Here is a 20933-nt window from a genome sequence, read left to right as displayed (position 1 = left end):
ATAGGCTCGAATCCTTTCAGATGTACCATAATCAGAAGCCCCTCAAAAGAGAAATTTTTTTAGCCCTATTATTGGCTTTATTGTTTATTTAATACTGTTTCAATGATTCGCTTTATATAAACCACACATCTAAACAGCGACAATTTCCTCCATTTACGCTAAAGTAAGCACCTTACTAAAATAAAATGACATCACTGGCGGGAGGTCGATTTGATCCCGGACGTATCTAAAGCGCTCTCATGGTTAGAGGCGCACCCAGAAGCACTAAATGGTATTCAACGTGGTATTGAACGTGAAACATTACGTGTTACTCCGGAAGGTTCTATTGCTGAAACTTTGCATCCGGAAGAGTTGGGGAAAGCATTAACACATAAATGGATCACGACAGATTTTGCTGAGCCTTTACTTGAATTCATCACACCTGTTGATAAAAGTATTGGGCATAGTTTGGCTTTTCTTAGGGATTTACATCGCTATACGGCGCGTCAGATGCATAATGAAAGGATGTGGCCGTTAAGCATGCCTTGTTTTATCGAAAACGAGGATAAAATCACGCTGGCACAATATGGCTCATCTAATGTTGGCCGCTTCAAGAATTTATATCGCGAAGGGCTGAAAAACCGTTATGGTGCATTAATGCAGACCATCGCTGGCGTTCATTACAACTTCTCCTTGCCAATTGAGTTTTGGCAAGCGTGGGCGGGTGTTAAAGACGCTGAAAGTGGCAAAGCACAAATCTCGGATGGCTATCTACGTCTGATCAGGAACTATTATCGCTTTGGTTGGGTTATTCCTTATTTATTTGGCGCTTCTCCTGCAATTTGCGGGTCGTTCCTCAAAGATAGGGATACCAAACTCACATTTGAAAAGACCGCTGGTGGTACTTATTACTTGCCATATGCGACGTCACTGAGAATGAGTGATTTGGGCTATACAAATAAATCTCAGAGCGATTTAAACATTACATTTAATGACTTAGATAGTTATGTCGCGGGCTTGAAAAAAGCCATTTACAAACCATCTGAGGAGTTTGCTGCACTAGGTGTTAAAAAAGAGGGCAAATACATTCAATTGAACACTAATGTGTTGCAAATTGAAAACGAATTGTATGCCCCTATACGCCCTAAACGTGTGCCTAAAGGTGATGAATCGCCGTCAGATGCGTTGCTACGCGGTGGCATCGAATATATTGAGGTAAGAGCGTTAGATATTAACCCATTCAGTGCGATTGGTGTTGATGAAACACAAACTCGTTTCCTCGACCTGTTTTTAATTTGGTGTGTGTTAGCTGATGCACCTGAAATGAACGCTCAGGAATTGGATTGTAGCCGTAAAAACTGGAACCGAGTGATCCTCGAAGGGCGTAAGCCTGGGCAAGTCATCGGTATTGGTTGTGGCAGTGAAATGAAGCCACTCGTCGAAGTCGGGCAGCAGTTATTTAACGATCTGATCCGTGTAGCTGAAGTCCTTGATACTTGCTGTGATGCTAAGTATCGTGATGTTTGTCACCAATTTGTTGCGATGTTTGAAGATCCAACACTGACATATTCTGCTTTAGTGATGGATAAAATGATTGAGCAAGGCATTGGTGGCTATGGCTTAGCATTGGCAGAAAAATATTATCAGCAATTGGTGAGTGAACCTTACGAGGTGATCACTGAGGCACAGTTTGAAGAAGCTCGATTAGCTTCCATTGAAAAACAAGCTATGCTAGAGAAAGAGCAAACCGAAAGCTTTGAAGAGTACCTGCACAAGCATGCAGGGCGTTAAAAAGAAAATGGCCACGTTAAGTGGCCAAATATAAAATCTCTTAGAGAATTAGGGATGATAACAAATTTGCGCGTCTTTCATTTATTAAGACTCGGCGATTCCAAAATAGTTTCATTTATTTTTTGAAAATAAAAATAATTTTTTCAGGAGGTCAAGAAATGCCGTTATTAGACAGTTTTACTGTAGATCATACGCGTATGGCTGCACCTGCCGTCCGTGTGGCGAAAACCATGCAAACTCCAAGTGGAGATACGATTACAGTTTTCGACCTGCGTTTCACGGTTCCTAACAAAGAGGCAATGTCAGAGAAAGGTACTCATACACTAGAACACCTATTTGCAGGTTTTATGCGTGATCACCTCAACGGTGATGGTGTTGAGATCATTGATATCTCGCCAATGGGATGCCGTACAGGCTTTTATATGAGCTTGATTGGAGAGCCTGATGAACAACGCGTAGCGAATGCATGGAAAAGTGCAATGCAGGATGTACTGAAAGTCCAAGATCAAGCGAAGATCCCTGAACTGAATATTTACCAGTGTGGCACTTATAAAATGCATTCACTGGAAGAAGCTCAACAAATTGCACGCAATGTCTTAGCGTCAGAAATCCGTGTTAACAAAAATGATGAGCTAGCCTTACCAGCTGAGAAGTTGACAGAACTACACGTTTAGATAAATAGCTTCTGGATAAACTGCACCTGATATTCGATACAGGTGCAGTTTTTATTTGTGCTTACTAAGAGGAAGATACCGCCGACTTTGTGTTTAAAGGCGTAATTTTTACCTGTTTGATAATATTGTCACTGATTTCTAATACTTCAACTAAGTAGTGTGAAATAACAATTTTCTCTTGTAATTCAGGTATATCCCCAATAGCTTCCAACACCATACCATTCACAGTTCTTGGGCCATCGATAGGCAGGTGCCAATCAAGGGCTTTGTTAAGGTCTCGAATATTCGCTGTACCATCAACGAGTACACTCCCGTCGCTTTGAGGTAGAACTTCTTCAGCCAATGATGGTGACATGGAGGTTGTAAAGTCACCGACGATCTCTTCTAAGATGTCTTCAACAGTAATCAGACCTTGGATCTCACCATACTCATCGACAATGATGCCTATTTTCTCTTTGTTATGCTGAAAATTAATTAGCTGAGTACTTAACAGCGTACTATTTGGAATAAAATAGATATTATCGGCGGCTTTGATCAGATTTTGTTTATTGAACTCGCGTTTTTCCATCATCATGCGATAGGCTTCGCGTACTCGTAAGATCCCAATCGCATCATCCAGTGAATCACGATATAGTACAATACGCCCATGAGGTGAGTGAGTTAATTGGCGTACAATGGATTTCCAATCATCATTAACATCAATGCCTACTATCTCATTTCTTGGCAGCATAATGTCGCCGACAGTCACTTTTTCAAGATCTAAGATAGATAGCAACATGTCTTGATTACGTCGACTGAGCTTTGCTTTCGACTCATTAACGATAGTTCTTAACTCATCTTTACTTACAGCATCGCTACGTATAACAGGGGGTTTTATCCCACAAATGTACATAAACATCAGTGTGATTTTATTGAACGCCCAAACGACAGGCAGCATAATTTTTTGTAGAGGTTTTAAAATATAGCTACTTGGAAAAGCGACTTTTTCTGGGTATAGCGCCGCGATCGTTTTAGGTAAAACTTCAGCGAAGACTAAGATGATGAAGGTTAAAATACCTGTTGCAATTGCCACCCCTGCGTTACCGTATAAACGCATCCCCACAATAGTCGCGAGTGACGAAGCTACGATATTAATCAGGTTATTACCAATTAGGATCAAACTAATCAGTTTATCAGGGTGTCTGAGTAATTTTTCAACTCGTTTTGCAGAACGGTTGTCTTGTTTGGCGAGGTGCTTTAAGCGGTAACGGTTCAGCGTCATCATACCTGTTTCTGAGGCTGAAAAGTATGCTGACATAATAATTAAAACGATTAATATGATGATGAGCGTACCAGTAGATACGTGATCCAAAACTAGGTTCCTTATGCAGTATAGATAAGATTATTTTATCCATCTTATGGATAAGATACCATAATTTGTTGCATCAGCCGGTTGCCGAAAAAAGCCATTGTTAGGATAAAGGCGCCTGCTACATGGAAAAATAGGACTCTTTTTCCGCGCCAACCTCCATGAAAATGACCCCATAATAAAATGATATAGACGAACCAAGCGACAACTGATAACACAGACTTATGAATATTCTCTTTATCAAAGATATTATCCATATAAATAAAGCCCGTACATAAAGTTAAGGTTAGCAGAATGACACCAACTTGGGTGATATGAAACATTTTACGCTCAATGACCATCATTGGTGGCATATCAGCTCTGAATTTGAACGTTTTATTTTTAAGTTGATAGTCAATAAGCGCGACTTGGAATGCATACAAGGCGGCAATTAAAAGGGTTGCATAGCTAAGCAAGGCCAAGCCAATGTGAATAAATAGCGGGACGCTGCCTTCTAGATGGGTGATAAATTCACCTGGCATCACGGCTGAGAGGATTAAATTAATAATGGCAAAACTATAGACAATAGGTGTCAAATACCACGCTTTGCCTTTGTAGGCGACCACCGTCATGATGATGCACATTAATAGGCTAACTGCGGAACCTAAATTCAGCAATGTGAGGTTTTGTCCTTCTGCTCCACGAAAAATAAGCAACTTTAGCGTGATTGCATGGGTAATCAGTGCAACAACAGCTAATAAGAGGGCTAACCGGCGATAGACAGGTTGTTTACGAACCTGGCCGGGAACGATCAGCGATATGCTGAACAGATATGTACAAACTGCTATGACTGCAAATACGGGCATAGTATAGTGTCGTTATTCATTTTTAGTGGATAATGTTAGCTAGTATAACGCGTGCAACTGTAGGCTCCAACCATTAGCACTGTTAATAAGCCTCTTCTTAATCGTTAATCGCATTTAAGAGTCCTTTTTACAGGCCATGTTCATTTAAAAATGAGGATAATTTTGGTATCTGGCCTGTAAAAACAACCTCCAACAGGGTGCAGCGAATATACGTCAGGTATGATACACTGTGACGAAAATTTTCGGCGTTGGTTTCAGTTGTGGCTGTCAGTGGTTATTTTGCTTTGAAAAGACCGATAAGCAAATTTGCCGAAATGAGCCACTCAATACTTGTATTTTGCAGTATTCATAACCAAATCTAGCTTTGACAGTAGGCCCATAAACAGAATTGAGCTAAGACATATGTTTGATAATTTAACTGACAGACTATCGCGCACTTTGCGCAACATCAGCGGGCGTGGTCGTCTGACTGACGATAATATTAAAGATACATTGCGTGAAGTTCGCATGGCTCTGCTGGAAGCAGACGTTGCGCTCCCCGTTGTCCGTGAATTTATTCAAAAGGTAAAAGAGAGTGCTGTTGGCCAAGATGTCAATAAAAGCTTAACGCCAGGCCAAGAGTTCATCAAAATTGTTCAAAATGAGCTTACACGAGCGATGGGGGAAGAGAACCATCAGCTCAACCTTTCTGCACAACCACCTGCTGTGGTGTTGATGGCAGGTTTGCAAGGTGCGGGTAAAACAACCAGCGTTGCAAAACTAGGTAAGCTATTAAAAGAAAAACAAAAGAAAAAAGTTTTAGTGGTCTCTGCTGACGTGTATCGTCCAGCGGCGATCAAGCAGTTAGAAACATTGGCTGAAACAGTTGGAATTGATTTCTTCCCTTCCGATGTTAAAGAGAAGCCTGCGGCGATTGTGCAAAAAGCTTTAAAACATGCTCAATTACAATTCTATGATGTATTACTTGTGGATACAGCTGGGCGCTTGCACGTTGATGAGGCGATGATGGAGGAAATCCAAGAAGTCCATCGCATTATCAAGCCTGTAGAAACCCTATTTGTTGTCGATGCGATGACGGGGCAGGATGCGGCAAATACAGCAAAAGCGTTTAACGAAGCACTGCCTCTTACTGGGGTTGTTCTGACCAAAGTTGACGGTGATGCTCGTGGCGGTGCGGCTCTCTCTATTCGCGCTATCACCGGTAAGCCAATTAAGTTCTTAGGGGTTGGCGAAAAAACCGATGCGTTGGAGCCTTTCCATCCTGAGCGTGTGGCTTCCCGTATTTTAGGCATGGGTGATGTGTTATCTCTGATCGAAGAGATTGAACATAAAGTTGACCGTGACCAAGCTGAAAAATTAGCTAAGAAACTGAAAACGGGTGACGGTTTTGATTTAAACGACTTTTTAAGTCAATTAAAGCAGATGCGTAATATGGGTGGCATGGCGAGTATGATGAGTAAAATACCCGGTATGTCTCAAGTGCCTGATGCGGTGAAGTCACAAATGGATGATAAAATTACTATCCGTATGGAAGCTATCATCAACTCAATGACACGCAAAGAGCGCGAAAAACCAGAAATTATCAAGGGCTCCCGTAAACGCCGTATTGCAGCGGGGTCGGGTACGACGGTTCAAGATGTCAACCGCCTTTTGAAACAATTTGATGATATGCAACGCATGATGAAGAAGATGAAAAAAGGCGGTCTTGCTAAAATGATGCGTGGTATGAAAGGAATGATGCCACCGGGTTTTCCGGGGCGTTAAGTAATGAAGCTAGAAAGAATATGCACTTTTGATTGATTTTTGCGTCAAAGTGAGTAAAATTTTCGGGCTTTTTATATGACAACCGGACTCTATCCCTCGATGGAGTCTGGTTGTTTTATTAACTAATGAGGATGTTATGGTAACAATTCGTTTATCTCGTGGCGGCGCAAAAAAGCGTCCGTTCTACCAAATCGTTGTAACCGATAGCCGCAATGCGCGTGACGGTCGTTTCATCGAGCGTATCGGTTTCTTTAACCCAATCGCTTCAGGTCAAGCAGAAGAACTGCGTTTAGACTTGGATCGTGTTGAGCACTGGGTTGGTCTGGGCGCAACTATTTCTGACCGTGTTGCACAACTGGTCAAACAAGCTAAAAAAGCAGCTTAATCTGTCACGGTGGTAACTATGAGCAAGCAAGCAAATCTAGCGACTCCTACTAACCCAATTGTGTTGGGTAAATTAGGCGCTGCGTATGGAATTCGTGGTTGGCTCAAAGTTTTTTCGTCCACCGAACATGCTGAAAGTATTTTTGATTATCAGCCTTGGTTTATTCAACGTTCTGGTCAGTGGCAACACATCGAACTGGAAGATTGGAAACACCATAACAAAGATATCATTCTGAAACTCAAAGGGGTTGATGACCGCGATGCAGCAACGCTGTTAACTAATTTTGAGATTGTTGTGGATTCAGCGCAACTTCCTGAATTAGATAATAACGAATACTACTGGAAAGACCTTATGGGCTGCCAAGTGGTGACGTTGCAAGGGTATAACCTAGGTACCATCACCGATATGATGGAAACCGGGTCTAATGATGTCATTGTGATTAAGGCAAATCTAAAAGATGCGTTTGGCATCAAGGAGCGGCTGGTTCCGTTTCTTGATGGGCAGGTTATCAAGAAAGTCGATCTCAAATCTAAACTGATTGAAGTTGATTGGGATCCTGGTTTTTAAATCTCCGGTTGAACGGTTTTTATGAGTGGGACTAAATAATGTGGATTGGTGTAATTAGCCTGTTTCCCGAAATGTTCCGCGCAATAACCGAGTACGGGGTAACTGGTCGGGCAGTGAAAAATGGCCTGCTGTCTGTGGAGTGTTGGAACCCGCGAGATTTTACTCACGATAAACACAAAACAGTCGATGATCGCCCCTATGGCGGTGGTCCGGGCATGCTGATGATGGTGCAGCCATTAAGGGATGCTATCAATACAGCAAGAACTGAGGCAGGTGAGGGTGCGAAAGTCATCTATTTATCACCTCAGGGGCGCAAACTTAGTCAAGCTGGGGTTTGCGAATTGGCAACGAATGAGAAACTTATTCTTGTTTGTGGTCGATATGAAGGCATTGATGAACGGATCATACAAACCGAAATTGATGAAGAATGGTCAATCGGTGATTACGTTCTAAGTGGTGGGGAGCTCCCCGCGATGGTGTTGATAGACTCAGTTTCTCGGTTCATTCCGGGGGTACTTGGTCATGAGGCATCTGCTCAGGAAGACTCTTTTGCAGATGGCTTGTTGGATTGTCCTCACTATACCCGCCCTGAAGTTTTAGACGGCATGTACGTTCCTGATGTTTTATTGTCAGGGAATCATGCAAAGATAGATAGCTGGCGCATGAAGCAATCACTTGGCCGTACCTGGCTGAGAAGACCTGAGCTTCTGGAAAGCCTAGCTCTGACTGACGAGCAAAGGATGTTGCTGAACGAATTCCAAAATGAATATCGTTCTGAGCAACAAGTGAATCCAGACAATTAAATTAATTGTCTAACATATATCAGTTTACCTAGGGTAAGAGAATTATTATGAGCAACATTATTAAACAACTTGAACAAGAGCAGATGAAGCAGGACGTACCTTCATTCCGTCAGGGTGATACTGTGGAAGTTAAGGTATGGGTCGTAGAAGGCTCTAAGAAACGTCTGCAGGCATTTGAGGGCGTGGTTATTGCTATTCGTAATCGCGGTCTGCACTCTGCATTCACTGTTCGTAAAATTTCTAACGGCGAAGGTGTTGAGCGTGTATTCCAAACTCACTCTCCTGTCGTAGATAGCATCGCTGTTAAACGTCGTGGTGCCGTACGTAGAGCTAAACTGTACTACCTGCGTGAGCGTTCTGGTAAGGCTGCTCGTATCAAAGAGCGTCTGAACGCCAAGTAATACGCTTTCGCTACATCCGAAAGTTACGATAAGGCCCGCTTATGCGGGCCTTTCTATTTGTTACCTTATTGATTTAGATAAGTTCACTGTTAATCATTTTCTGAAGTTAGATCTTTCTCTGTCACTTATTTCCCTTCTTATCGACCTAATCGTTAATATATTATCCTCTTAAGTTAAATTACGTACTTTACCTGTTTTTGTAAACATAACTTTACTAAAAGAGTGGTTTTGTATAATAAATAAGCGATATTCAATAGTTTGTTTTATTAAAATCTATTATTTATCAATGTCTTGTGTCTGTGTAATTTTTTATTTACGTATATGGAAATATTTTACATTAATGGATTGTATTCTTTACGTCACATGGTATGTTAATAACCAAGCACTCAAACACAATATATAAACAATAAGTTAAGCAGGTAATAAAAATGATCATGCAAAAAGATGTACTCAATAATGTGAATATTCGTGATGAACAGGTACTGATTACACCTGAAGCACTGAAACAGAAGTTTCCACTGAGTCACAACAATCTGCATGCCATCGCGGCTTCGCGTCAAACAATTGCTGATATTATCCATCAGCGTGACCCGCGCTTACTCGTGGTATGTGGTCCTTGTTCTATTCATGATGTCGATGCGGCGATTGAATACGGGCAACGTTTACAGAAGCTTGCTGCTGAACTGAGTGATAGTTTATATATTGTGATGCGTGTCTATTTTGAAAAACCTCGTACAACAGTGGGTTGGAAAGGATTAATAAGCGACCCTCTTATGGATGGTTCGTTTGATATGGAAAAAGGCCTACATATTGCGCGTGATCTTTTGACCAACCTTGTCAATATGGGGCTGCCATTAGCCACTGAAGCGTTAGATCCTAATAACCCACAATACTTAGGTGACCTTTTTAGCTGGTCTGCAATTGGTGCAAGAACCACAGAATCGCAAACACACCGTGAAATGGCATCAGGGCTATCGATGCCTGTAGGGTTCAAAAATGGTACGGATGGCAGCTTGTCTACAGCCATCAATGCGATGAAAGCCGCTTCTATGCCACACCGTTTTATGGGGATTAATCAGTCAGGGCAAGTGAGCTTATTGCATACCAACGGTAATGAAAATGGGCACATTATTTTACGCGGTGGTAAAACGCCAAATTACAGCCCTGAAGATATCGCGGCTTGTGAAATTGAAATGAGAAAGGCAGGGCTAGAACCTTCATTGATGGTCGATTGTAGTCACGGTAACTCTAATAAAGATTTCCGTCGTCAGCCACTCGTTGTTGATTCAATTATTGAACAAATTTCTAATGGAAATCAATCAATAACCGGTATTATGTTGGAAAGCCATTTACATGAAGGCAATCAAAGTTCTGAGCAACCGCGTAGTGAGATGAAATATGGTGTATCAGTGACGGATGCCTGCATTAACTGGGAAACAACGGAAACGGTATTGCGTAAGCTACATCAAGCATTGTTACCTGTGCTTGAAGGGCGCGCAGAAAAATTTGAAATTGCGAGCTGATACAAGGTATAGGTATGTCTGTAGAATTATCTCATCTTAGAGAACAAATTGATGAGGTTGATAAATCGTTATTAGATTTGTTGGCTAAGCGCTTACAACTTGTAGCTGAAGTTGGTGAAGTCAAAAGCCAACATGGTTTACCTATTTATGTACCTGAGCGGGAGGCGAGTATGTTGGCCGCCCGCCGTCAGGAAGCCGAACGCATGGGGATCCCCCCAGACCTAATAGAAGATATTCTTCGGCGCATTATGCGGGAATCCTATGCCCGTGAAAATGATAAAGGGTTTAAAACATTAAAGCCTGATGCGGGTCCAATAGTGATTGTTGGTGGTGATGGTAAAATGGGGCGGTTATTTAATCGCTTACTAACGTTATCAGGTTACCAAGTTAAAATTTTAGGTGAACATGATTGGGCACAAGCAGAATCAATTGTTGAAGGGGCTAGCGTCGTTATTATTAGTGTTCCGATACATTTGACGGTGCGCGTGATCAAGCAATTACCGAAATTGAACCAAGAAACCGTATTAATCGATATTGCGTCAATAAAACATCAACCTTTGGAAGCAATGCTGGCTGTTCATGAGGGGCCAGTGCTTGGCTTACACCCTATGTTTGGTCCTGATGTTGGTAGCGTTGCGAAACAAGTGTTTGCTTTTTGTGATGGTAGAGGGGCTGAGTCATATCAATGGTTCCTTGAGCAATTACAAGTTTGGGGAGCTCGCTTGAAAAAGATCACTGCGAGTGAACATGATCGTAATATGAGTTTTATTCAAGCATTGCGCCACTTTACTACTTTCACCTATGGGCAAAACTTAGCGAAAGAACATGTTGATTTGCAGCAATTGCTCGATCTCTCATCGCCAATATACCGGTTGGAACTTGCAATGGTTGGGCGCTTATTTGCTCAAGACCCACAGTTGTATGCTGATATCATCATGTCGTCAGATGAAAATATTGAATTAATTCGCCGTTACTATCAGTTATTAGGGCAATCGATTGAGACGCTCGAACGTAAAGATAAGGCTGAATTTATACGACAATTTAATGAAGTTAGTGATTGGTTTGGTGAGGATGCACATCACTTTATGAAAGAAAGCCAATCCTTGTTGCAAAGAGCAAACGACAATCGTAAGTAATGTATAAAATAGCTTCTAATTTAATTTTAGGAGCTATTTTTTTATTACCAAAATCAAAATATTCCCTCTTCAAGCTCGTACGTTTTCTGCTTTACTATCTATAATTTGTTTTAGTTATTGCCATTTTTAATGATGTAAAATATTCCATTCTTAGAGTCGCTCAGCGATTTATTCTGATTTTGTCTGTTAATATCTATTTATAAAATGAATATTTATAAATTAAACAATTTAACTAATAAAGTTAGTCGATAATCTACCGATATTAACTGTCATAAAATGACGGCCAGTTCGGTGAGGAATCTATGTCTCTGAAAGATATAAAAATAGGTGTAAAACTTTTTATTGCGTTTGCGTTCTTTATTTTTCTTCTGCTCTTAAGCTCGGCGCTGTCCTTAATTAGCTTAAACAAGGCAAATAATGGTATTCAAGACATTATCTATAAAGATTATCCAATGACTGTTAATGCTAATCAGCTAATGGATAATTTTTATTCTTATATAGGGATACAGGAACTCATTTTATTGGATGATAGAGATAGTGAAAGACGCAGAAATGAACTAAAGAAAATCAGCTCGAATGTTGTTCGACTACTCAAAGAGCTTGATGAAAATGCCAAGGATCCACAGTCTATTGCTGTTCTTGCGGAGATCTATGATGTTCGTGAACGATTCCTTCAGTCACAAGCTAGGTTGAGTGAATTTCTCAATAACAATAATCGAAGCGCTGCTATCGATGAAATGATGAACAAAACATCGGCAATACAGCGTGAATACCGCGAGAAAGTACAACAATTTATTGAAGTGCAAAATCACAGAATGCAAGCCGCGGGCGTTATTGTCGATGGTGATTACCATTTTAATAAATATTTATTAATAACCCTCGCGATTATCAGCATTGCTATAGCTTGTATTATGGGATGGTTTATTACCCTGTCGATTACATGGCCTCTGGGAGCCGCCGTTGGCTTTGCTCAAGCGATTGCGGAAGGGGATTTAACACAACATGTTGAAATAAAAAATCAAGATGAAACTGGGGTGCTATTGCGAGCGCTAGTCGAAATGAAAAAGCGTTTGTTAGAAATTGTACAAGAAGTACAAAATGGCTCTGAAAGTATTTCAGCCGCTGCGGGGCAAATTGTTGCAGGAAACCAACATCTAGCGGCAAGAACCGAAGAGCAAGCAACCTCTGTGGAAGAGACTGCGAGTTCTATGGAACAAATCACATCGACAGTACAAAATACGGCAGAGCATACTCACCAAGCGACACAATTGGCCGCAGACACTGCGGTTGTTGTAGCCAATAATGGCCGCATGATGAATGAGGTAACCAACAAAATACGTGCTATTCATTCATCTTCTAACCAAATGACAGAAATTATTAATCTAATTGATTCTATTGCATTCCAAACAAATATTCTTGCATTGAATGCATCTGTTGAAGCCGCACGGGCAGGGGAACATGGTCGTGGTTTTGCAGTGGTTGCAGGTGAAGTTAGGTTACTTGCCCAAAAAAGTGCTAACTCGGCAAATGATATTCGTCTGTTAATTGAAAATTCGTTAACACGAACTAAAGAAGGTATGGAATTAGTTGAACATGTAGAGCAGCAAATTGATGGAATGATCAAAAATGTTGAAGAGATGGATCAACGGCTTCAGGAGATAGGTCAAGCTAGCCACGAGCAGAGCGCTGGAATATTACAAATAAACAGTGCGGTTGGACAACTTGATGTGACGACACAACAAAATGCAAGTTTAGTCGAGGAGTCAGTCGCGGCGGCAGCGTCATTGAATGAGCAAGCATTGCATTTAAAACAGCTGGTTAATTATTTTCAGGTAAGTGCGACTCACGAAAATAGGTCAGTGTAATAAGTAAATAGTGTGTGTCAGAAGCCAGTCATGTGAATGACTGGCTTACTATTAACGTATCAGCATAGATAAAATAGATTAAGGCGTAATTTTTTCTGGTTCAACGGGGACAATATTTTCAGAAGGATAGCAGCCTAACACCTTAACAGAACGGGTTATTGCAATCAGCTCTTTTAGTGCCTGCTGCATATTTTCAGAACGTAAATTGGCATGCACATCAACATAGAACATCTCTTCCCAAGGCTTACCATTAATAGGGCGTGATTCCAGTTTACTCATGATGATCTTATTATTTTTTAAGATGATTAGAGCATCAACAAGAGCACCGGCCTGCTGACCAGTTGTAATGAGTAATGTGGTTTTTGCAGGAACTTGCTCAGTGACCTCAATCGCTTGCTGAGCAACGACGATAAAGCGTGTCATGTTAATTTGTTGGTTGGCAAGATTATGTTCTAGCACTTGCAAGCCATATAGCGCGCCGCCTGCTTCACTTCCTAGTGCCGCAACATTTGGCGAGTTTTGTTGAGCAACATTCTGCATTGCGGTTGATGTGCTATCACAATATTCAATTTTCCAATGCGGGAATTGGGCTAAATATTGGCTACATTGTTGGAATGGTTGTGGATGGCTGTAAACCGTCTCTATTTTGCTAAGATCAGCCCCTGCGGTTGTGAGCAAGCAATGGTTTATTGGTAGTCGAATTTCACCTACGATTGAAAGGGTGGTGTTCTGTAATAGGTCATAAACATCGTTAATGGCGCCTGAGCTGGTATTTTCAATAGGTAGGATACCATAGTCGGCTTGACCACTTTCAACGAGTGAGAAGATATCTTGGAATTTATGGCAGCTACATTCAACTAATTGGTCAAAATGTCGGGCAGAGTATTGGCGAGCAGCAATATGTGAATAGGAGCCTTTAGGGCCTAGGAAGGCAAAACGCGCGGAGTCATTTGGTGTTAAGTTTAAATGTTGCTGTAAGATGGCTTGTTGAGTAAGAACGGAATCTTCAATGATCATTTGAAACAGTCGTGTAACATAAAAACCATCTAACCCTAATGGCTTGGCTTTATTGATCAAAACATCCAGTAATTGGCGTTCACGCTCTTTGTCTCGAATTGGACGGTTATCTTCTAATTTTGTTTGAGCTACTTCAACGGCATACCCGCGTCTCTTAGCCAGTAGGCCGAGAAGTTCACTGTCTAATTGGCTGATTTTTTCACGTATCTTCAGTAAATTAGTACTGTTGTCCATCCTACCTTCCCCATAAAATATCAGTAAATAAAAAAAGCCCCCTAGCAGGGGGCTTTCAAATCTTGTCATCTTTTCTTTCTCGAACGACAAAAGCCCCTTAGTAGGAGTGGCTAAAGAAAGAAAAGAAAACAAAATTCATGTGCATCATTATTTACCTATTATTGACCATTTCTTAAATAGACCCGATACACGGGCAGATGTCAACAAAAAAGATATTGGGGAAATTAAAAACGCGCCCAAGATAGGCGCGTTGATAAGGTTTCAAGATAAGTTTGTAGACAATATAAAATTATAACGTAACAAGGTTAGCTTCTTTTACACTATTACTGGCTCTTCTTGATTCTCCTTTATGTTGCACTTTGTTCAGTTGTCTTTCGAGTTTGTTAATTAATTCATTGATGGCGACATACATATCTTCATGTTTGGCGCTTGCAACGAGTTTTCCTGTAGCAGTTTTGATGTTGGCATCAACCATAAAACCTTGTGGTTCTTTTGATAATACAACGTGAGTATTAATCAAAGCGACTTGCCATTTGTCGAGTTTAGTCAGACGGCTCTCAATGTGATCTCGGATAGCAGGGGTAATATCCATTTGTTTGCTAGTTATGTTTACTATCATATAGTTACCTCTCATTGTTTCCGTCTTTGATGTATTCAGAATACTGACTATTTATCTAAAAAAATTGATATAGATCACGCTTAATGAACAGGATAATCCTTCGCGAACCGAACTGTGATTCAGGATAAAAAAGAGAGGGAAAGAGATTGCCAAGTTGAGTTTCTTGAGCGAAACTGAAAAAGTTGACTATCAATACGGTAAATAGTCGGTACTTTATTTGGGCTAAAATTCAGATAAAGAGTAAACAATAAAATAGTGGCCTAAAAAAGATTATTTATCGTCAATTAAAGTTGCCTTCCGATTTTGTCTTTGATTATTTTATATGCTCAGTTTCACTTTAATGTGATAAACAAAAACAGCAGCCTAAGCTGCCGTTTTCAATGTTGATTTTTCTGTTAATTTGGATTGGCTGCAATAAGGTTAGCAACTTTATTCGCTTCTTCATCTAACCCCATCTGCTTATAAGCTATTTCCATGTATTTTAATGCATTACGGGTAGCTTCAGTATCTGGGTAGTCCCTTAGCATTTGTTGTACTCGATTGACAACCGCGACATAAGCGCCACGTTTGTTGTAGTATTCAACAACAGAGAGGTCAAACCTTGCTAAACGATCTTTTAAATAAACAAGACGCTTACTGGCGTCATTAGCATAGAGGCTGTTAGGATAGTAACGCACTAATTGACTGAAGTCTTTGAATGCGACGCGTGCATGTTGTGGGTCTCTATCTGAACGGTCTACGCCGAAGAAACCTTGTAACAAGCTGTCATCAAGAGCCATTGCCGTTAGCCCACGCATATAAAGGACATAGTCGATATTTGGATGAGTTGGGTTTAAACGCATAAAACGGTCAATCGCAGCTATCGCCATTGGTAGCTCGGCTGATTTATAATAAGCATAAATCAGGTCTAATTGTACCTGTTGGGCGTAAGGGCCAAATGGATAGCGGTTATCTAACGCTTCTAATTGCTTGATGGCCGCTTTATAGTTGCCGTCCTGCAACTTTTGCTGGCCAATACTGTACATTTCAGCCGGAGTACTATCAGGGCTGACTTCATTATTGCTGGAGCATCCGGTGAGTACCAGGCTCAACGTGGCAGCAGCCACCAGATATTTGATACGTATCATCACGTGTTGGTTATCCTCTGAGTGTTTCGAGGGAGACTATCCGTAAGGCTCCCGGCAAAATTCGAGTTACAATAACATACATTTTAAATAAAACGGCATCGCCGTCAAAATACAAACACTAAAAAAGTAGATTAATTTATGGCTCAACAAGTACAACTTAATGCAACTGTTGCTGAATCACAGCTCGGTCAACGTTTAGATCAGGCTTTAGCGGAATTGTTCCCTGATTATTCACGTTCACGTATAAAAGAGTGGATTTTAGACGATAGAGTGCAGGTTAATGGAAAAGTTATCAATAAGCCAAAGGAAAAAGTTTTAGGTGGCGAACAAATTTTAGTCGATGCACTGATTGAAGAGGACAATCGTTGGGAGCCGCAAGATATTCCTCTTGATGTTGTGTATGAAGATGAGGATATCCTCGTTATTAATAAGCCTCGTGGGCTAGTTGTTCACCCAGGTGCAGGGAACCCAGATGGCACTATATTGAATGCACTATTGCACCGCTATCCTGAAATTGTTGATGTACCACGAGCTGGTATTGTCCACCGTCTAGATAAAGACACGACGGGATTAATGGTGGTTGCGAAAACCGTACCCGCTCAAACACGCCTTGTAGAATCATTGCAATTACGCGAAATCACCCGTGAATATGAAGCAGTTGCTGTAGGGCGAATGACTGCGGGTGGTATGGTCGAAGAACCCATTTCAAGGCATCCGACAAAACGTACTCATATGGCTGTTCACCCAATGGGGAAACCTGCGATAACACATTATCGCGTGATGGAGCATTTTAGAGCTCATACTCGCTTGCGTTTACGTTTGGAAACGGGAAGGACACACCAAATTCGTGTGCACATGGCCCACATTAACCATCCTTTGATTGGTGATCCACTGTATGGCGGACGTCCTCGTCCATTAAAAGGGGCAAGTGAAGAATTTTTTGAAGTCATGCGTAAATTTGATCGCCAAGCACTGCATGCAACGATGTTGCGACTGTATCATCCTATTTCAGGGATTCAAATGGAGTGGCATGCACCACTACCGGATGATATGGTTGAACTTATTGAAGCCTTAAAGGCAGACTATCAACTGCATAAAGACGATATGGATTGGTAATGAGCTCATTGATTTTTCCTGACTGGCCTAAGCCTAAGAATGTATCATGCTGTAGCACCACACGTATTGGTGGGGTCAGTTTGTCGCCATTTGATAGCCTCAATTTAGGGGGGCATGTAGGTGATGATCCCTCGGCTGTCAGTGAAAATCGTCATCTCTTACAGACCTTGGCGGGCTTGCCACAACAACCGTTGTGGCTTGAACAAGTCCATGGCACAAAAGTATTGTGCTTAACTGGTGCTGCCATTGACAACAAACAGGCGGATGCTGTCTATACTCAACAGGTAGGACAGGTGTGCGCTATCATGACCGCTGATTGTTTGCCTGTTCTTTTTTGTAGCAAAGATGGTCGTGAAGTCGCGGCGGCTCATGCGGGTTGGCGCGGGTTGTGTGATGGTGTGCTTGAAAATACGGTAGCACAATTTACTTGTGATAAAAAAGACATAATGGCTTGGTTAGGGCCTGCCATCGGGCCTGAAAAATTCGAGGTCGGTGCCGAGGTGAAAGCAGCATTCGTCAAACAATCGAGTGAACTCGCATCAGGGTTTACGGTTCACGGCGAAAAATATTTAGCAGATATCTATTTATTAGCACGCAAAAAGCTGCAAGCAGCAGGTGTTTCATCAATTTACGGCGGTACATTTTGTACCGTGAGCGATAAAAACAGATTTTACTCCTATCGCCGTGAGGGTAAAACGGGGCGCATGGCCTCATTGATATGGGTAAATAACTAGTGTTTAGTGATTTATTCTGAATTAACTGATATCGCTAAAATAATTTAATTATAAACTTGAATAAATAAAAATAGACCTCATTTATTCACCAGAAGCAATTTTAATCCCATTTTTAGTGGAGGTGTTATGCGTCTGGATCGTTTAACTAATAAATTCCAGCAAGCGCTCGCTGACGCCCAGTCATTAGCCCTTGGGCGCGAAAACCAATTTATAGAACCTATTCATTTATTAAGTGCACTGTTTAATCAAGAAGGTGGCTCTGTTCGTCCTTTGTTGACAACAATTGGTGTTAATGCAGGGCAATTGCAAAAAAAAATTGAAGATGCACTCGCACGCTTACCGCAAGTGCAAGGGGTTGCCGGTGATGTGCAACCATCAAGTGATTTGATCCGCCATTTAAATTTATGTGATCAACTCGCTCAAAAAAATGGAGATGAATTTATCTCCTCCGAACTGTTTCTTCTCGCTGCTTTAGAAGCTAATACATCACTTGCAGACATGCTCAAAGCGGCCGGTGTGAATAAAGCAAATTTAAATAAGGCAATAGACGAGATGCGTGGTGGAGAAAAAGTGAATGACCAAGGTGCTGAAGACCAGCGCCAAGCGTTAAAGAAATTTACTGTTGACCTGACTGAGCGTGCTGAGCAAGGCAAATTGGACCCAGTCATTGGGCGTGATGAAGAGATTCGCCGTACAATTCAGGTTTTGCAGCGTCGTACTAAAAATAACCCTGTATTGATTGGTGAGCCAGGTGTCGGTAAAACCGCCATCGTCGAAGGGTTAGCGCAACGTATTGTTAATGGGGAAGTGCCAGAAGGGCTAAAAAATAAACGTGTCTTATCCCTTGATATGGGAGCATTAATTGCAGGGGCGAAGTTCCGAGGCGAATTTGAAGAACGTTTAAAAGGCGTACTAAACGACCTCGCAAAACAGGAAGGTAATGTGATCCTGTTTATCGATGAGTTGCATACGATGGTGGGTGCAGGTAAAGCCGACGGCGCAATGGATGCCGGTAACATGTTGAAACCCGCATTAGCGCGTGGTGAATTGCATTGCGTTGGTGCGACAACGTTGGATGAATATCGTCAATATATTGAAAAAGACCCTGCTTTAGAGCGCCGGTTCCAAAAAGTTTATGTGGCAGAGCCAAGCGTCGAAGATACGATCGCGATTTTACGTGGTCTGAAAGAGCGTTATGAGCTGCACCACCATGTGCAAATTACGGACCCTGCTATCGTAGCGGCGGCGACACTATCACATCGCTACATTACGGATCGTATGTTGCCAGATAAAGCTATCGACTTAATTGACGAGGCTGGTGCAAGTTTACGTATGCAAATGGATTCTAAACCTGAATCCCTTGACCGTTTAGAGCGCCGTATTATTCAACTGAAATTAGAGCAACAAGCTCTGAAAAAAGAGTCTGATGATGCGAGTAAAAAACGTCTTGATATGCTCGAAGAAGAATTGGCGGAAAAAGAGCGTGAATATTCTTCATTAGAGGAAGAGTGGAAAGCAGAAAAAGCCTCGTTAACAGGCACTCAGCATATCAAAGCTGAGTTGGAAAATGCACGCTACGAAATGGAAAAAGCACGTCGTAGTGGTGATCTGGCTAAAATGTCAGAGCTGCAATATGGCCGTATTCCTGAGTTGGAAAAACAGCTAGAAGCAGCGACAAAAGCAGAAGGCAAAAATATGAAGCTTCTGCGAAATAAAGTCACTGATGTTGAGATCGCTGAAATTCTTGCTCGTTGGACTGGCATACCTGTTTCTCGTATGTTGGAAAGCGAAAGAGAAAAATTACTGCGTATGGAGCAGCAATTACATCAACGCGTAATTGGTCAAGATGAAGCGGTTGTTGCTGTTTCAAATGCAATCCGCCGTAGCCGCGCGGGTCTATCAGATCCTAATCGCCCAATTGGCTCATTTATGTTCCTAGGGCCAACAGGGGTCGGTAAGACTGAGTTATGTAAAGCACTGGCAAACTTTATGTTTGATAGTGATGATGCGATGGTGCGTATCGACATGTCAGAATTTATGGAGAAACATGCCGTTTCCCGCTTAGTGGGGGCTCCTCCAGGCTATGTTGGTTATGAAGAAGGGGGCTATCTAACAGAAGCTGTCCGTCGTCGCCCTTATTCTGTGATCTTATTGGATGAAGTTGAAAAAGCGCATCCAGATGTCTTTAACATTTTATTGCAAGTGTTGGACGATGGGCGTTTAACAGATGGGCAAGGTCGTACTGTCGATTTCCGTAATACGGTGATTATCATGACGTCGAACCTAGGTTCTGATTTGATCCAAGAGCGTTTTGGTACAATAGGCTATTCAGAAATGAAAGATATGGTCATGGAAGTGGTTTCTCACAGTTTCAGACCTGAGTTTATTAACCGTATCGATGAAGTCGTTGTGTTCCATCCATTAGGTAAAGAGCACATTACTAATATCGCGAACATTCAGCTTGGTCGTCTATATAAACGCCTTGAAGAGCATGGTTATGAAGTGAGTGCAACACCCGCTGCGTTGGAGAAAATTGGAGAAGCAGGGTTTGACCCAATCTTTGGTGCTCGTCCATTGAAACGAGCAATCCAACAAGAGATTGAAAACCCACTGGCACAAGAAATATTGTCAGGCAAATTAATTCCAGGTAAACCAGTTGTTCTGGATGTTGAAAATGATGAGATAGTGGCTAAACAGTAAAACTCAACATTTCAATTAGTAAATAGAAAGGCGATCATCAGATCGCCTTTTTACTTTTGATAGGCATAAAAAGGCGATTTTGCTGTAAAAACCGGCGTAAAGTTTAAAAAGTAGTCGGTTGTCATTTTTTTTCAAAAAAACACTTGCCAGAATTTTCTGACTCCCTATAATGCGCCTCCACTGACCGACGATGAGCCGACACTGAATGTGATGGCAAGCCCAACAGGGTAACGAAGGCAGGCGAGAGATTCTGAAAAGAATAAGCAAAAAAAGCTTGACTCTCGATGAGGAAGGCGTAATATACG

18 protein-coding genes and 1 other annotated feature are annotated in these 20933 nt (G+C 41.6%); of the genes, 13 read left to right on the top strand and 5 right to left on the bottom strand.

Annotated features, from left to right (window positions below):
• Positions 1–210 precede the first annotated feature (210 nt).
• Positions 211–1770 (top strand): glutamate--cysteine ligase, encoded by a 1560-nt coding sequence (gene gshA, locus PSF11_RS20765; protein ID WP_040132889.1) that lies wholly within the window; start codon positions 211–213, stop codon positions 1768–1770.
• A gap of 158 nt (positions 1771–1928) precedes the next feature.
• Positions 1929–2444 carry an S-ribosylhomocysteine lyase gene (luxS, locus tag PSF11_RS20760; RefSeq protein WP_014656655.1) on the top strand — a complete coding sequence of 172 codons (516 nt, stop codon included), beginning with the start codon at positions 1929–1931 and terminating at the stop codon, positions 2442–2444.
• Positions 2445–2508: 64 nt separating this feature from the next.
• Here luxS and PSF11_RS20755 read toward each other — a convergent pair whose 3' ends face one another.
• Both PSF11_RS20755 and PSF11_RS20750 read right to left on the bottom strand, forming a co-directional pair.
• A complete protein-coding gene (locus tag PSF11_RS20755; RefSeq protein ID WP_272682883.1) occupies positions 2509–3795 on the bottom strand; it encodes a CNNM domain-containing protein in 1287 nt (428 codons plus the stop codon).
• Between the two features lie 44 nt (positions 3796–3839).
• Positions 3840–4637, bottom strand: a complete 798-nt coding sequence (locus tag PSF11_RS20750; protein ID WP_004924889.1) for a cytochrome C assembly family protein — start codon at positions 4635–4637, stop codon at positions 3840–3842.
• 402 nt (positions 4638–5039) lie between these two features.
• Between PSF11_RS20750 and ffh the strand changes: the two genes are divergently transcribed.
• The 8 genes from ffh (at position 5040) to PSF11_RS20710 (ending at position 13081) form a co-directional block, all read left to right on the top strand.
• Positions 5040–6401 carry a signal recognition particle protein gene (ffh, locus tag PSF11_RS20745; protein ID WP_004924888.1) on the top strand — a complete coding sequence of 454 codons (1362 nt, stop codon included), beginning with the start codon at positions 5040–5042 and terminating at the stop codon, positions 6399–6401.
• 136 nt (positions 6402–6537) lie between these two features.
• On the top strand, positions 6538–6786 hold the full coding sequence (gene rpsP, locus PSF11_RS20740; RefSeq protein ID WP_004924887.1) for a 30S ribosomal protein S16: 249 nt from the start codon (positions 6538–6540) through the stop codon (positions 6784–6786).
• Between the two features lie 18 nt (positions 6787–6804).
• Positions 6805–7353 carry a ribosome maturation factor RimM gene (gene rimM / locus PSF11_RS20735; protein ID WP_004924886.1) on the top strand — a complete coding sequence of 183 codons (549 nt, stop codon included), beginning with the start codon at positions 6805–6807 and terminating at the stop codon, positions 7351–7353.
• A gap of 38 nt (positions 7354–7391) precedes the next feature.
• Positions 7392–8156, top strand: a complete 765-nt coding sequence (gene trmD, locus PSF11_RS20730) for a tRNA (guanosine(37)-N1)-methyltransferase TrmD (RefSeq protein ID WP_072502489.1) — start codon at positions 7392–7394, stop codon at positions 8154–8156.
• Between the two features lie 47 nt (positions 8157–8203).
• Positions 8204–8557, top strand: coding sequence for a 50S ribosomal protein L19 (gene rplS, locus PSF11_RS20725; protein WP_004914006.1), 354 nt, complete (start codon positions 8204–8206; stop codon positions 8555–8557).
• A 428-nt stretch (positions 8558–8985) separates the two neighbouring features.
• A complete protein-coding gene (locus PSF11_RS20720; RefSeq protein WP_004924894.1) occupies positions 8986–10080 on the top strand; it encodes a 3-deoxy-7-phosphoheptulonate synthase in 1095 nt (364 codons plus the stop codon).
• A 14-nt stretch (positions 10081–10094) separates the two neighbouring features.
• A complete protein-coding gene (tyrA, locus tag PSF11_RS20715) occupies positions 10095–11216 on the top strand; it encodes a bifunctional chorismate mutase/prephenate dehydrogenase (RefSeq protein ID WP_014656652.1) in 1122 nt (373 codons plus the stop codon).
• A gap of 302 nt (positions 11217–11518) precedes the next feature.
• Positions 11519–13081, top strand: a complete 1563-nt coding sequence (locus PSF11_RS20710; RefSeq protein ID WP_072502488.1) for a methyl-accepting chemotaxis protein — start codon at positions 11519–11521, stop codon at positions 13079–13081.
• Positions 13082–13159: 78 nt separating this feature from the next.
• On the opposite strand, the gene pheA is transcribed toward PSF11_RS20710, so the two are convergent.
• From pheA to bamD, 3 genes are all read right to left on the bottom strand, one after another.
• Positions 13160–14332, bottom strand: coding sequence for a bifunctional chorismate mutase/prephenate dehydratase (gene pheA / locus PSF11_RS20705; RefSeq protein WP_036941497.1), 1173 nt, complete (start codon positions 14330–14332; stop codon positions 13160–13162).
• A gap of 27 nt (positions 14333–14359) precedes the next feature.
• Positions 14360–14481, bottom strand: a sequence feature (Phe leader region).
• Between the two features lie 140 nt (positions 14482–14621).
• Entirely contained in the window at positions 14622–14951 is a 330-nt protein-coding gene (gene raiA / locus PSF11_RS20700; RefSeq protein WP_014656650.1) for a ribosome-associated translation inhibitor RaiA, read from the bottom strand.
• 395 nt (positions 14952–15346) lie between these two features.
• Positions 15347–16078 (bottom strand): outer membrane protein assembly factor BamD, encoded by a 732-nt coding sequence (gene bamD / locus PSF11_RS20695; protein WP_004924881.1) that lies wholly within the window; start codon positions 16076–16078, stop codon positions 15347–15349.
• Between the two features lie 138 nt (positions 16079–16216).
• Between bamD and rluD the strand changes: the two genes are divergently transcribed.
• From rluD to clpB, 3 genes are all read left to right on the top strand, one after another.
• Positions 16217–17194: a 23S rRNA pseudouridine(1911/1915/1917) synthase RluD gene (gene rluD / locus PSF11_RS20690; RefSeq protein WP_004924880.1), complete on the top strand. Its 978-nt coding sequence runs from the start codon at positions 16217–16219 to the stop codon at positions 17192–17194.
• Complete coding sequence (gene yfiH / locus PSF11_RS20685) at positions 17194–17928, top strand: purine nucleoside phosphorylase YfiH (RefSeq protein WP_004924879.1); 735 nt, start codon at positions 17194–17196, stop codon at positions 17926–17928. The genes rluD and yfiH overlap by 1 nt, the downstream gene beginning before the upstream one ends.
• Positions 17929–18054: 126 nt before the next feature.
• The gene (gene clpB / locus PSF11_RS20680) at positions 18055–20628 is read left to right on the top strand and encodes an ATP-dependent chaperone ClpB (protein WP_105874163.1); all 2574 of its coding nucleotides are present in this window, start codon (positions 18055–18057) and stop codon (positions 20626–20628) included.
• Positions 20629–20933: the final 305 nt, after the last annotated feature.

Origin of the sequence: Providencia sp. PROV119 (assembly GCF_028482435.1) — a bacterium.
Taxonomy (GTDB): domain Bacteria; phylum Pseudomonadota; class Gammaproteobacteria; order Enterobacterales; family Enterobacteriaceae; genus Providencia; species Providencia stuartii.
This window is presented reverse-complemented; position numbering and strand designations above follow the sequence as displayed.